Here is a 12425-nt window from a genome sequence, read left to right as displayed (position 1 = left end):
ATCAGCGCCCCCGCTTGCGACCCGCCTTCAGCGGTTCAGGCGGGGTAGCCTCAGCAGGTACTTCAAAGAACAAGGAGATATCGATGGCGAGCGCGTCGGCAAGCCGCGCGAGCAAATCGACCGAGGCATTAAAATCGCCTCTCTCGATGCCGCTGATGGTGGTTCGGTCTACCCCTGCGTCAACAGCAAGATTCTCTTGCGTAACGCGCTTAGCGGTCCTGACCTTCCTGAGATTCCATCCAATGCGTTCGCGATGTTCCATACCGGCATGGCGACCATCTTGCCGGGCATTAATCCATAGAATATATACGACATATTTCTTGTTAACGACTTACGGTTGCCTACTCGGCTTCAAATTGGGGGTACTATGAAAATCGCAGTTGGAATTATTGGACTCTTCCTCGGCATATTGGTGCTGCTGCAATCCTGCGCGGTGACGGCGGGAAGCGGTCTGCTGAACGATCATGCAACCGGCAGCGCCGGCGCGGTCGGCATGCTCACAGGCGTGCTGCTGGTGATCGGTGGCGCGTTCTCCTTCGGCCTGCCGCTGGTGGGTGCCATCATCTTCTTCGTGTCGGCCTTGATGGCCATTATCGCGTCTTCGCAAGGTACCTTCGGCGATATGTCGGTTTGGGGAGTGATTGCTCTCGTGCTTGCTGTCATGGGATTCTTCACGTGGCGCTCAGAAAAGCGAAAGAAGGTTGCGCCATGAGCCACATTAAAACACTAACGACGCTGACCGCTGTCGGACTGCTCGGCGCTGGGTTGCTAAACCCGGCCGCGGCTGCGGAGGAAACCTATTACTTTCAGGGCACTCCTTGGGAGTTGCTGCTCACTCAGCCTGAGGGGGCTGATGCAAAACCGGCGTGCGTACTGCGCACGACGGCGTGGCCTAGCCGGTCTTTGTCGATTGAAACGCGCCTGATTGGCGTTGATAAGATCGCTCGCGGCCTTCGCATTCGAAAAACCGGCTGGAACCTGCCGGTCGGTAAAACCACACAGGTAAAGGTTGGCGTAAACTTTCTTAGCCCGGCGCCACATGAACTGGATGTGATTTCCCCAGAGGAGTTATATGTTAGCTATCCTGAGGATGAAGACGGCGCCATTGGCATTGCTCTGGCAACAAGCTTCGCGTTCTCTCCTAAACTGCCCTCAGCAATGGCACTTAAGTTCGAAGGCAACGAGCAGCCTTGGATTATTCCAGCCATTAATAAGCGGGACTATTACGCGCTGAACGAGGGACTGAATGACTGCGACGTCGCATTGAAGCAGCTGGGGCCTAAACTGTTCTCATCGGAAGACGAAGCGACGTCACCGTTCGCGGCCCCACCCAAAACCGACGCTTCAGCGTCTTCGACACCGAAACCCTGGGAGTTCAGCAGGCGCGAAGAGGATTGGGGCCAGACCTGTTACGCGGAGAAGAAGAATGGCGCTATCACCATCGGGTTCATGAAGGCGCGCGGACATGATCTAGAAGGTTTTATCGAGAACGGTGGCTTCAACGGAAGCGTCAAAACCTCATGGAAGGTGGATAATGAACCGCCCGTCAATTCCGAAGGCGACCTTAACGACTATTTCGGTTGGCACAGTTTTTCCGGTTTCAAAACGGCGTTTGTGGACCAGATGATATCGGGTCAAAAAACGCTTACTATTACCGATGACAAGGGCACAGTCATTACCACCGATCTAGACAGAGCGTTAGGCGCGTTTTGGCAGCTGAATGCCTGCTTGGAAGATACGGATAGATAAGGTCATCAGGTATTTCCACGCCACCGTGCATGTCTACCTGAGAAAGATGCGACGAATGCAGACGCTCCGAAGCCGTGCTGTCGTCCGCCACTTGAGCAGGTGCGCTAAAATCTCAACATGTATTGAATAAGGCCGGGAGCGGACTGTCCGGTGGTGGAGGCATTTATCGGATAGCTGTCGTTCAGTTACCAGACCTCCAAACAGACGTTTGATGCTGCTCGTTTGCGCATGCAGAGGGGCCGCCATTGTAACATGGCGGCAATTTAGCCATGCTCAGAGGTTTTCCGTGTAGAAAGGGATCAGTTTCGCCAACGCTTTTTCGACCGGCTCCGGTTTGTCATAGAGGTCATAGTGCGATCCACAGCATCGTTCTTCTCACGCTTTACGAATGGACACACATACTGTGATGTTATCAGCCGTACTTCATGGCCGAGTTTCGTCAGTTCGTGTGACCAGTAACGAGCCATCCCGCAAGCCTCCATTAAGACTATCGAAACGCCCTGCCCGGCTACAAATCTAGGAAATGCTGCCGGGATAGCTTCCGCCGAAACTTGACCTCTTCGGAAAGCGAAGCTCCATGAATCTTGGAAAACGTTCTTCGCGAAATCGATCCCACTCATAGTATTGGATGTCATGCCGCCGTCCTTTCACCCGTTGGGTTTAATCCGGCCATCCTCTGACAAAAAACGTGCTGGGTGGGTGGACCATCAACCACACCATCTATTCAAGGGGACCACTTTAATGGAGGGTTGACGCCGGTCCAGGCGAGCCAAAAAGAACGTCAGCTATCTTGCGGAGATGCTTCCTTTCACCGCTAAAAGCGTAGCCTTCCGAGTTCACATCGATGAAAGATGCGAAAACGAACGGCGTCGCCATTGATTCCAGTAGCATGGCTACGCGTAACATCATTTCTACGTCAACTTTGACGTCAATAATTGCCCCGTCGACATCGCCGGCTTCCAACAGGTTCAAGACTTGCTCGACAGAAGAAACAGGGCCTGCAACGGTGGCTCCGGCGGCAGTAAGTTGCGCATGGCACGCCGCCGTCAACGACGGACGCCGCTCTACCACTATCAGCTTCTTGCCTCTGAAGGCGCGTAACACAGGAATATCCTTATTCGTTCTGCGCTCGCCCGTGCTACGCCAGAGATAGATTTCTGCTGGAGAAAACTAAGCAGCGCAAGTGGCGTTGTATTACCGCTTGCCCATAACTGACCAGCGCACTCGCCGGCCAACTTGTGAAACGTTGATCACTGGTCCGACTCGCCGCATTGCAATTCGGTATCTTTTTGTAGCGCCACTTCTATTTCCTCCGCGGACACCTGCAAAAACTGGCGCTTCACTAATTGGGCGGAGATAGCAGGTATCTCAAGGTGTGTTGCGACAGGTTGATACGAAGGAAAACTGAGACCTTCAATGAGCTGTTCATCAACGACCAGACGATATGTTCCAGCTTCCAAAGGTACTACTAATCCATCCAATACGAACGGATTCGCGAAGGTGATTTCTTTGTATGTCGTTCTTTCTTTCATACCCTTACACTCTTTCCTGACACGTCATTCACACCGCGGCGCAACGTTTATCCTTGACCGTCATCGCTCTCCACTAAGTGGATTTCGACCCCTGAGAAGGATTAACAAAGAGATTGCCTATAGCGCGCCGGCTTCGCTCTTCCAGGGCTATTCATTAGCCCCAATTGATCGACCACTGGCCTTCCTGAAAAAGCTGAGGACGTATATCGTGTTGCGCGGGACACTTCTGATGGTCTCAAGGACAGGCCGTGATTGGTAGGATTGATTGAGTGAGTCCGCATTCCCAAGACGGCGTTTCAATTGTGCTGCGAGAGCATCGGCAGATGTTTCTCCCGCAAGAAACAGTCTCATTACAAGAAACGCGGCCGTGTTGAATTGTCGCTGGTCATTGCCCAGCAATGTGGCGTTATAGCCCGCACTCTTCAAAACTGACTGGATCATCTCCATCTCTTTGGGGGAGATGGCTGCAAAACTGGGGTGGGAAGACATAATGTCCTCCTCTCGTTGGGGCTAGGGTAACCGACCCTCAACCAGTAGTGCCCGTGACATCGCTACCGACGCCTTACAGTGCGCCTGAATAGCTTAAGACGCAAGCGAATACGGTTTTGGAAAGCTCCAGCGAAGTTCACCAGCCATTCGCTGGTCATTATTGAGCGGCGGCTGCGTTCTAGCACATTGGAATTCCCTTGCTAATGAACCTCAAAACGCGCAGGCTCGTTCCTTCGGTAGCTTTTTTAAAGGGCGTTACCGCTTCAAGGTGAAATCCCTTGGCCCCAACGAAAGGAGGACACGATGTCTTCCACACAAGAATACGGCCCGATTTCGTCTCACGATCTGAATATGTTGCTGTCCCTGTTGTCAGATGCCGGCTTTGAAATCGACACGCGCTCGGATGACGACCGGTCATTCAACAAGGCCACCCGCAAGATAATCGATCTTTTTCAGGATGGAATGACCGACCCTTCCAAACTCAAAGGAGAAATGCTGTTCCTGTTCGGGGTACAGAAACGGGAACGTGTGCCCTCCCGCAGACCACTCCCGAGGTATGCAATCCAAGGTCTTCCGGGGTTCGGCAGATAGCGGGGAAACACCTGTGCGCGCATATGTTCTTGGAAGCATGATGCTTTGGTCCGCTTTCTTTCTGATCTGGTATTTGTTGACGCTTTATACCGCCAGCAAAGACCTTGAAGAAATACGATCCGGTCCGGCCGGAGGAGTAGTTATGTCTGCGTCCCGATGCGGTGTAGAACTGGCGACTCTTCTCGCGATGGGCGACAAGCTCTTGAAAGCCGGCGGACCAGAAGTGCCAGCGGATTTACGCGCACATATTGAATATTGCATCTCCTCTGATACAGCGAGTCGAGATAGGCTTAGGAAGACACAGCTCATAAGATTTTTCCCCGACGAAAGATAGCCTGCGGACTCCGCCCCTGATTTCATCAACCCCATCACAAAACTTGATGCTCTCTGTTTTCACTCTGTGCTATGGATCATGGGTGCGGACAGGTGTCCTTTGAGGCGACGGTGGCCAGAGATTTTTTGATATGGCGCGGCATCCGGCTACGCAGCCTTGGGAATTATCGGGGATTGATGATGATCGATATCGCAGGAGCCCCCCGAAGTACGCCCCCTGATGGCTCACTGCCGGAAGTCCCGATGAAGCGGGATAATCGATATAACCCGCAGCGCCGCCGCCATACAGCGTGACCCGATCTCAGCCGGGGTCGCTTTGCAGTCGTTCGACGAGATTCGGATTGGCGACGAACGGGCGTCCGAAGGCGATCAGATCTGCCTTGCCATCGGCCAGATGTGGCGTTGCAAGGTCGAGGTCACAGCCATTATTGGCGATATATGTCCTGCTGAAGCGACGGCGAGCGATCCGTATTCGAAGGGTGCGACCTCGCGCGGGCGACCCGTCGCGCCCTCAACGACGTGAATGCAGGTGATGCCGAGAACGTCAAGTCGATTGATGATATACTCGTATCGCGTCTGGGGATCGCTACAGGAAATACTATTTGTAGGCGAAACTGGCGAAATCCGGCACACCCGTGCGCTCGCCGCCGATTTCCTGCACCACCGTGGCCGTGACTTCGAGTATAAGACGCGCGCGGTTTTCCATCTTGCCGCCATAGCGTCCGTCCGGACATTAGGGCTGTGAGCCTCCCATATAGTTCCTGAAAGCAGACGCTCGCCAGCGACTTGCCGCGCGCAAAGCCGAACTTATCAACATGCTCATACGAAACAGCAGCGATGCGGCTCACGGCCCGATCTTCCACTAGATTCGATCATATGTGAACGATGTCAGCAGCGTGGTTACAAAGTTACTCGCATTATCCTTGACAAGCGCTTCCGTCCATTCATTCGTCCCGCGTAGCCGCAGGTCTGCATAAATGCTGTCGACGGCGGCCTCTTCGATCCGCTTGATGTTCGCCAGAAAGGCTTCCTCTCCGGCCGCATGATACATGTCTCGGATCACCATCCGCAGGATTTCCTGGATTGCGATCTGCCATGCCGTGTTGAGTGCCTGAAGTTCGCCGATACTGTCTGTCATAGGTATCCCTTTCGGTTGCGGAGTGCAACGGTTTGAAAGAAACTGCGGACAGAGCCTGATTGATGATCTCACGTGACCAAGCCATTTGCTATAACCGCCTTGCCTTGCGATTGGCGTACCGCCGATCGTGCTCGGCCTTGCGGGCGGCCTCGTCGTGTTTTATCCGTCCGCGCCCCACTCTTCCTGGGCAGATCAGACCGTCTTGGTCCGTCGTTTCGTGAGAAGAGAGGCGGTCGTCGCCTCACGGTCCTTCAATTCTTTCACAAGTCGCGCTTCACGAAGCCGCCTCGTCTTTTCCTCGCGGGCCAGAACGAGGGAGTCGAGTTCCTCGACGGCGCTGTTACGCGCGAAGAATTGCGATTGAGTATTGGCGAAGGCAATCTCCGCCTTCTGCCGGGATTTGCTGTGTGTCTGTGACATGGCTTTTCCAGATTGAACGCCGCCGTGGCAACAAAAAAGGTCAGGCAATCTGCCTGACCTTGCTGGTATCATGCTCTCGCCAGTGCCAGTACATCCGTGGTCAACGGAGAGCGGATACCGGGATGATTAAGCGGCCTGAAGGTTGCAAGCCGACATCTTGCCCGACTTGTTATCGCGCTCAAGGTCGTAGCCGATCTTCTGGCCTTCAATGAGTTCGCGCATTCCGGCGCGCTCGACGGCCGAGATATGCACGAACGCGTCGGTGCCGCCATTGTCAGGCTGGATGAAGCCAAAGCCCTTCGTGGAATTGAACCATTTAACTGTGCCAGTGGTCATGATGAACCCTTTCATAGCAATAAGAGGACCACAACGCCTGCGGCGCTGCAGATGCGATAGCGATTTTTGAGAGAAAAGGCTCGTTCAGGGCACGGTGCCAGACGCGCGATAACCAAAGCTAAGCAAGCAAATATCGACAATCAACATATAGGTCGCTCATATGCGATTGTCAACTTTTAGTTTTTTCTCACCAATACTCTCAGCATTTAGTTGTAATTTCCGAGGCCGTTTCACAGCCTAGACTGCGGAAACGGAGCTGGGAGCGTAACCCGACACTAGGTTCACCTATGGAATCACGGTCGTCCGAAAGCAGAAATGGACTCCGGTCCCGACGGAAAACCACCGTCTCGCTGGAGTATAACTCCGGACATGAACCGGAGCAACACAGTGCGCGATTGACTTGAAAGCACTCCTGACAGCGGTTTCATCCTCGCCGTTACATATCCGGCCTTATGAAGCATCTGGTTGAGAATTCGATTGCTGCCGGGATCGAAATCGACGGCGTGGACGCTGGAAGACATGGTGTCCTCCTTTCAGATTGCGGGCGCGGCATTAAAGCCCCCGGCGGCAGCGCCCGGTGTAATTGCTGCCGAGGTCACGATGATGAGGCCCGCTCGTCTGTTTAGCAATCCTTCAATTAAGGTCATTTGGGGGCGGGATAGCTTCGAAGCCAACCCGCACAGATATTTGCCGTTCTGTAAAACCGTTAATATCAAAGAACGAGGGCTAATTTGACCCTCCATCGATACACGCGATGCTCACTCCTGAGGAGCGGCAGGAATGAAGGAGTGGCGATGTAAAGTGCACTGCCGCCCAAAGCTCGCTGGCTCGGTGGGATGCAGCTTTCCCGCCGCCGTCGTCCGAAACCTGCCAGTCAATTTCCCATCCCTTAACATCATTGAAGGCCGATAAGCGAAAGACTGCTTTAGGGAGCGTGTAATTGCTATGCTAACGTCCGGAATGGGGCGCAAACCGTCGCTTGATAAGAGAACCTGACTGTCCACAAAATACGACAATGACGGGTCGCGTCAGGGTATACCCCCGCGTGACGAACTAGCGGTTACAGCCACCGATGTAACATCTGGGTTGACATCAACTATTTGTGACAGGTTATCGTCAAGCCTAAAGCTTGAGGTGACACATGGCTCGAATAGGCTACGCGCGCGTTAGCACGCTCGATCAGGATTTGCAGGTTCAGCTTGATCGTCTTCGAAGCGAAGGCTGCGAGATTGTACGTTCCGAAAAAGTATCTGGTGGTACACGCGACGGCCGAACTGAACTCGCAACCGTTATCGAATTTTTACGAGAAGGCGACGAACTGTTGGTGACGCGCCTTGACAGGTTGGGGCGCGATACCCGTGATGTACTAAACATCGTTCACGATTGTCAGCAGCGTGGTGCATTCGTAACTATTCTCGATCCCCACGTTACAACGCGAGGAGAAATAGGGCACATCATATTAACGGTGCTGGGCATGGTGGCTCAAATGGAAAAGCGTTTGATCAAAGAGCGCCAACGCGAAGGGATTGAACGCGCAAAGTTATCGAATACGTACAAGGGCGGGAAGCGTCGTATCGCTCGGGAAGAGGTGCTGCAGAAATTGGCGGCCGGGATGAAAGTATCTGAAGTCGCCAGAGCTATGAATTGCTCTCGTATGCAGATTTATCGGATCGCTAGCAGGTACGTCAAGAACGAAGCTAATTCCACATAATTTCAACGTGAGATGTTATTCAAGCAGACAGCAACCTAAAATTAATCTAAACCGAAATAGTTTGCCAACTGACGTCTGTCATTCCAGTATTTACGCCGTGAGACCTATGAAAATCAGTTATTCCGTGGACAATCTGCGAAGAATTTCGTCAATGCCGATGATAGAAATCCGGCCTCTGACGATCCTTCTCGGCCGGAACAGCGCCGGAAAAAGTACATTCCTTCGGTCTTTGCCTTTGCTACGTCAATCAATTGAGACGAACTCAAGCGCTCCAATACTATGGTATGGTGATTATGTGGATTTTGGAAACTATAGAAGCGCCGTATCAGATAATGACTTTGATCGGAAAATAACCTTTAGTTTCAGCATTGATGAATTTTCAAGATCCGCAGCAGCACCAGAAATATTCACACTCAAGCATCCGCGTTCTGCTACTAAGGAGGTCAACTACGGCAATGTTAAGGTACGCTATATTGTCGCCGGAGATGGAGACGGTACGTATCGCGACAAAATCGTAATTGAATTACCAGAAATTACAACATCACTATCGGTAGGCTTCCTCAAAGGGCAAGAGCTTTCGCACCAGATATTTTTGAATGGAAATGAAGTTAAGGGAATAACTGAAAATAATGTCATCTACTTCCAAGATGAACAACTTTTTAGCCCGTTTATCTTCTTCTCGCGTGGCAAGGATGGAAGGCTCACGGCTGAGAGCAGACGCGATATATTCAGGCGTCTTATTGAGCGCGAAATCAGTAATTATGACGGGCGAGTAGGCCGACAACGCATTTCAACGGAAGCAAACCGAATCCTTGAAAAACGCAGCTTGACGGATGATTCCCTAGAGGAGTTATCCAAGACTGACACGCAAACGTTTATGCAGTATTACAAACAACTTCTAAATGGTTGGGATCCACAACGCCGCCTCCGTATAGATGAACTATGTCGGACACATCATGCATTTAACGTACTTGATGCTTTAAGCAGCAGCTTAACTTCATTGTTTCGATCTGTCGAATATATCGGGCCAGCACGCGCCAGAAGCGAAAGATTTTATCGGCAGCAGGAACTTGAGGTATCTGAAATATCGCCTGATGGCCGTAACTTGCCGATGTTTTTAGCATCTCTCCCCTCTCAAAGGTTGGAAAAATTTTCAAGTTGGGTAGAAAAAATTTTTGGCTATGGCGTGAGTGTCCATAAAACCGAAGGACACTTGAGCATAAATCTCGAGTTCGGCGGAAAATCAGTAAACGTATTGGACACGGGATATGGAGTATCCCAAGTACTCCCCGTGCTTACCCAGATATGGTGGATGCAGCAAAGCCAGCGCTACGGCAGAGGTCGCGTAAGGCCCAATGGCTTCAACACCAAAACTCTCCTAATCGAGCAGCCTGAACTTCACTTGCATCCTGCCCACCAAGCGCTTCTAGCAGACGTTTTCGTAGAGGCTTTGAAGGATAACGTATCTCCCGTTTCATTCGTCGTTGAGACACATAGCGAAAGCCTAATAAACCGCCTTGGTGAGATTATCGCACAAGGGGTGATTCCACCCGAGAATGTGCAAATTGCGATATTTGGAGAGGACGACAATGAGAGTCCGGACCAAGTACGAATTGCGACCTTCGCTCCAGACGGCACGCTAAAAAATTGGCCATTCGGCTTTTTTAATTACTGAAGCATCATGATCATAAGCTTTGAGACGTCGTTGGACGAACTTGTTTCTGCACCGATAGAAGAAGTAGAACAACTTTTTTCAGAGTTGGTTAGAGCGAGTATTTTTGCAAGTCATTACGTGATAATTACACGCGATGCCTGCGGATGGGCCAGTGACAACTTAGATCTTGGCCGGAAGTATAAGGCTCATCTAAATTCCATTAAGCAAGATTTTACTACGAAGGCCTCTATTCTCGGGCAAGCTAAAAACGTGTTAAAGGTCGGAATCGGATCATCTGGGCTCCAATCTCTAACAGGCGGAGGATATGAAATAGGCCATCGAGCGCTATTGCGAGGTAGATATCTGGAACAGGCGGTTCTGCTGGTTGAAAATGCTGAAAATGACGGTGATTTTGCCCGTTCCATCTTTCAGATTCTGAAAAATAAACACCCAGTGAAGCATTTTTCATTCGATACGAGACACGGCGGCGGATCAACCGTAGTCAACTGTTTCAATCAAGAATTGAACAATAAACGAATAGCAGTGTGTTTAGTGGATAGTGATAAGGTCGCTCCTTCTCACCCTGAATCCGCTACAGTTAAGGGATTAAGACAAGTTGCAAACCTTGGATCGTACGTTGGCGGAATATTCGTAACAAGGTGCCGCGAGGTGGAAAATCATCTGCCAGCAGAGATTATTCAGGCTAACAATCTCTGCCCATCTTATGCAGAATACGAAAAACTTAGTAAATTAATGTATAATTTGGAGGCCGAATACAGAAGTGAAATTTGGCTATACTTCGATATAAAATGCGGATTTCGCGGAAGCGACCTTGATTCTAAGGGATACAGCAAAGCGACTCGAGACTGGATAGAATCTACTTACGCCGAACAAGGGAAAGAAATCACGGACGTAACCTTAAGTGGCTTCGGGCCTAATATCCTACGACAGTTTTTAGACAGTGGCCTCGCAATGGCCGAGTTAGCCACGCATGTAAAAACCCCTTCGTGGAAACAATCTTTCGACGGATTTTATGAGGAGATGCTTTGGTTTTTCGCCGCAGATAGGCGTATTGCAACTATATAATCTTGCATTTCTACAATCCACATATTCCAAATTCGGCAAAAACTTCACTTAAACCATAAATTTCTCGCCGACGCCCTAAATATATGAGCAATCCTTCTACTATTGGCGCGCATTTTTGACGCATTCCTCCTGGAGTAAGTCTGCCCACCATTGCATCATCCGCACTCGCTCGTCCCAATATGTGGCCCGATTGTAGATACGTCTAACAGCCCGGGTGTCGAGATGTGCAAGCTGAGCCTCAATAGCATCAACGCTGAACTCTCCAGACTCGTTCAAAATGCTGCTGGCGGAAGAACGAAAGCCATGTGCCGTATGTTCCGTCTCAGCCACCCCCATGCGCCGGAGAGCTGAATTCATGGAGTTCTCGGATAGAATCTTCTTGCCGGACATCATTGAAGGGAAGACATAGGGCTTTTCGCCAAACAGCTCCTTCATCTCCGTGAGAACTTCCACTGCTTGTGTCGAAAGCGGCACATGATGCTCTCTGCGCATTTTGGTTTTCTCTGCAGGTATGGTCCAAACTAACTTATCAAAATCGAGTTCAGTCCACTCCATCGAGCGCGTCTCACCGGGACGGGCAAAACACAAGGCTTGGATTTTCAAGGCAGCTACCAACGACGGCCAGCCTTCGTAACCGTAGATGGCCCGCATCAGGCCGCCCATCTCAGCCTTGGTCGTTAAGGCGGCATGGTTGACCGGTACATGGCGCTGGAGAGCCCCCCGTAGTGCCGACGTCGGGTCATTCTCCGCCCTTGCCGTGGCGATGGCATATCTAAACACGCGACCGATGGCAGCGCGAGTAGCCAGTGCGCTCTCCACACGACCGCTCTTTTCGATAGTGGTCAACACCGCAAGGACATCACGCGCGGTAATCTGGGTGACCGGATAAGGTCCAAGCTTTGCCGCGAGATCCTTCAACATCCATTTGTTTTTCGTGATAGTCGGCTCTGCACGCTTGTCACGTTTCAGCTTTTCAATGAACTCATCCGCAATGACGCCGAAGGTGTTTCCAGCAGCTGCCTTGGCGGCAAGCTGATCGCGTTTTTTCACGAGTGACGGGTCTAAGCCCTCAGAGAGCTTCTTCTTGGCCTCGTCGCGCAATCGACGAGCGTCCGCCAGCCCCACTGTTGGGTACGCCCCAATCGTAAGAGTTTTTCGCTTTCCGAAAAAATCGTAATCGAAGCGCCAGGACTTGCCACCGGCAACCGATATGTAGAGGTAAAGCCCCTTCTCATCAGACAGCTTGCGCGGTTTGCTGTCGGCTTTAGCGTTCTTAACCTGAATATCTGTCAGTGCCATTTTACGGTATCGGCTTCCCACCACGATGACGAATACCGTGATTTTTACCGACAAAATTGCTGGATGTCACTGCATACCGTTGCACGA

The 12425-nt window shown here is 51.4% G+C and carries 14 protein-coding genes and 2 pseudogenes; 6 read left to right on the top strand and 10 right to left on the bottom strand.

The features are described 5' to 3' along the window. Position 1 precedes the first annotated feature (1 nt). The gene (locus ACQZ60_RS01930) at positions 2–262 is read right to left on the bottom strand and encodes a helix-turn-helix transcriptional regulator (RefSeq protein WP_003519954.1); all 261 of its coding nucleotides are present in this window, start codon (positions 260–262) and stop codon (positions 2–4) included. Positions 263–367: 105 nt separating this feature from the next. Here ACQZ60_RS01930 and ACQZ60_RS01925 point away from each other — a divergent pair, with 105 nt between their 5' ends. Together ACQZ60_RS01925 and ACQZ60_RS01920 are read left to right on the top strand one after the other, a co-directional pair. Continuing rightward, entirely contained in the window at positions 368–712 is a 345-nt protein-coding gene (locus ACQZ60_RS01925) for a hypothetical protein (protein WP_448734671.1), read from the top strand. Beyond that, positions 709–1749, top strand: a complete 1041-nt coding sequence (locus tag ACQZ60_RS01920; RefSeq protein WP_448734670.1) for a hypothetical protein — start codon at positions 709–711, stop codon at positions 1747–1749. The genes ACQZ60_RS01925 and ACQZ60_RS01920 overlap by 4 nt, the downstream gene beginning before the upstream one ends. Positions 1750–2105: 356 nt before the next feature. On the opposite strand, the pseudogene ACQZ60_RS01915 reads toward ACQZ60_RS01920, so the two are convergent. From ACQZ60_RS01915 to ACQZ60_RS01900, 4 genes and pseudogenes are all read right to left on the bottom strand, one after another. After that, positions 2106–2237: pseudogene (locus ACQZ60_RS01915) on the bottom strand (IS110 family transposase); the annotation flags it as partial. Between the two features lie 250 nt (positions 2238–2487). Continuing rightward, positions 2488–2853, bottom strand: coding sequence for a hypothetical protein (locus ACQZ60_RS01910; RefSeq protein ID WP_448734669.1), 366 nt, complete (start codon positions 2851–2853; stop codon positions 2488–2490). Between the two features lie 146 nt (positions 2854–2999). After that, positions 3000–3281: a hypothetical protein gene (locus ACQZ60_RS01905; protein ID WP_078053794.1), complete on the bottom strand. Its 282-nt coding sequence runs from the start codon at positions 3279–3281 to the stop codon at positions 3000–3002. 147 nt (positions 3282–3428) lie between these two features. Next, positions 3429–3770: a hypothetical protein gene (locus ACQZ60_RS01900; RefSeq protein ID WP_003519959.1), complete on the bottom strand. Its 342-nt coding sequence runs from the start codon at positions 3768–3770 to the stop codon at positions 3429–3431. 303 nt (positions 3771–4073) lie between these two features. On the opposite strand from ACQZ60_RS01900, the gene ACQZ60_RS01895 reads away from it, so the two are divergent. Next, the gene (locus ACQZ60_RS01895) at positions 4074–4361 is read left to right on the top strand and encodes a hypothetical protein (protein ID WP_059759459.1); all 288 of its coding nucleotides are present in this window, start codon (positions 4074–4076) and stop codon (positions 4359–4361) included. A 637-nt stretch (positions 4362–4998) separates the two neighbouring features. Here ACQZ60_RS01895 and ACQZ60_RS01890 read toward each other — a convergent pair. From ACQZ60_RS01890 to ACQZ60_RS01875, 4 genes and pseudogenes are all read right to left on the bottom strand, one after another. Then, positions 4999–5412, bottom strand: a pseudogene (locus ACQZ60_RS01890) (oxidoreductase); the annotation flags it as partial. A 144-nt stretch (positions 5413–5556) separates the two neighbouring features. Beyond that, positions 5557–5832: a hypothetical protein gene (locus ACQZ60_RS01885; RefSeq protein ID WP_174055979.1), complete on the bottom strand. Its 276-nt coding sequence runs from the start codon at positions 5830–5832 to the stop codon at positions 5557–5559. A 192-nt stretch (positions 5833–6024) separates the two neighbouring features. Next, on the bottom strand, positions 6025–6252 hold the full coding sequence (locus tag ACQZ60_RS01880; RefSeq protein WP_448734668.1) for a hypothetical protein: 228 nt from the start codon (positions 6250–6252) through the stop codon (positions 6025–6027). A gap of 126 nt (positions 6253–6378) precedes the next feature. Then, positions 6379–6588, bottom strand: a complete 210-nt coding sequence (locus ACQZ60_RS01875; protein WP_003519970.1) for a cold-shock protein — start codon at positions 6586–6588, stop codon at positions 6379–6381. Positions 6589–7729: 1141 nt separating this feature from the next. Here ACQZ60_RS01875 and ACQZ60_RS01870 point away from each other — a divergent pair. The 3 genes from ACQZ60_RS01870 to ACQZ60_RS01860 all read left to right on the top strand — a co-directional run bounded on the left by ACQZ60_RS01870 (position 7730) and on the right by ACQZ60_RS01860 (position 11039). Further along, positions 7730–8299 (top strand): recombinase family protein, encoded by a 570-nt coding sequence (locus ACQZ60_RS01870; RefSeq protein WP_448734667.1) that lies wholly within the window; start codon positions 7730–7732, stop codon positions 8297–8299. Between the two features lie 106 nt (positions 8300–8405). Beyond that, on the top strand, positions 8406–9974 hold the full coding sequence (locus ACQZ60_RS01865) for an AAA family ATPase (protein WP_448734666.1): 1569 nt from the start codon (positions 8406–8408) through the stop codon (positions 9972–9974). 30 nt (positions 9975–10004) lie between these two features. Then, the gene (locus tag ACQZ60_RS01860; protein WP_448734665.1) at positions 10005–11039 is read left to right on the top strand and encodes a hypothetical protein; all 1035 of its coding nucleotides are present in this window, start codon (positions 10005–10007) and stop codon (positions 11037–11039) included. 99 nt (positions 11040–11138) lie between these two features. On the opposite strand, the gene ACQZ60_RS01855 is transcribed toward ACQZ60_RS01860, so the two are convergent. After that, positions 11139–12338, bottom strand: a complete 1200-nt coding sequence (locus tag ACQZ60_RS01855) for a tyrosine-type recombinase/integrase (RefSeq protein ID WP_448734664.1) — start codon at positions 12336–12338, stop codon at positions 11139–11141. Between the last annotated feature and the right edge of the window lie 87 nt (positions 12339–12425).

The sequence above is a fragment of the Agrobacterium sp. 22-223-1 genome, from assembly GCF_053522385.1.
This window is presented reverse-complemented; position numbering and strand designations above follow the sequence as displayed.

Bases quoted from the DNA above. Each gene is read 5' to 3' on its own strand.
- ACQZ60_RS01905 (WP_078053794.1), bottom strand. From the start codon at position 3,281: ATGAAAGAAAGAACGACATACAAAGAAATCACCTTCGCGAATCCGTTC.
- ACQZ60_RS01920 (WP_448734670.1), top strand. From the start codon at position 709: ATGAGCCACATTAAAACACTAACGACGCTGACCGCTGTCGGACTGCTC.
- ACQZ60_RS01855 (WP_448734664.1), bottom strand. From the start codon at position 12,338: ATGGCACTGACAGATATTCAGGTTAAGAACGCTAAAGCCGACAGCAAA.
- ACQZ60_RS01925 (WP_448734671.1), top strand. From the start codon at position 368: ATGAAAATCGCAGTTGGAATTATTGGACTCTTCCTCGGCATATTGGTG.
- ACQZ60_RS01880 (WP_448734668.1), bottom strand. From the start codon at position 6,252: ATGTCACAGACACACAGCAAATCCCGGCAGAAGGCGGAGATTGCCTTC.
- ACQZ60_RS01930 (WP_003519954.1), bottom strand. From the start codon at position 262: ATGGAACATCGCGAACGCATTGGATGGAATCTCAGGAAGGTCAGGACC.
- ACQZ60_RS01895 (WP_059759459.1), top strand. From the start codon at position 4,074: ATGTCTTCCACACAAGAATACGGCCCGATTTCGTCTCACGATCTGAAT.
- ACQZ60_RS01885 (WP_174055979.1), bottom strand. From the start codon at position 5,832: ATGACAGACAGTATCGGCGAACTTCAGGCACTCAACACGGCATGGCAG.
- ACQZ60_RS01865 (WP_448734666.1), top strand. From the start codon at position 8,406: ATGAAAATCAGTTATTCCGTGGACAATCTGCGAAGAATTTCGTCAATG.
- ACQZ60_RS01870 (WP_448734667.1), top strand. From the start codon at position 7,730: ATGGCTCGAATAGGCTACGCGCGCGTTAGCACGCTCGATCAGGATTTG.
- ACQZ60_RS01900 (WP_003519959.1), bottom strand. From the start codon at position 3,770: ATGTCTTCCCACCCCAGTTTTGCAGCCATCTCCCCCAAAGAGATGGAG.
- ACQZ60_RS01875 (WP_003519970.1), bottom strand. From the start codon at position 6,588: ATGACCACTGGCACAGTTAAATGGTTCAATTCCACGAAGGGCTTTGGC.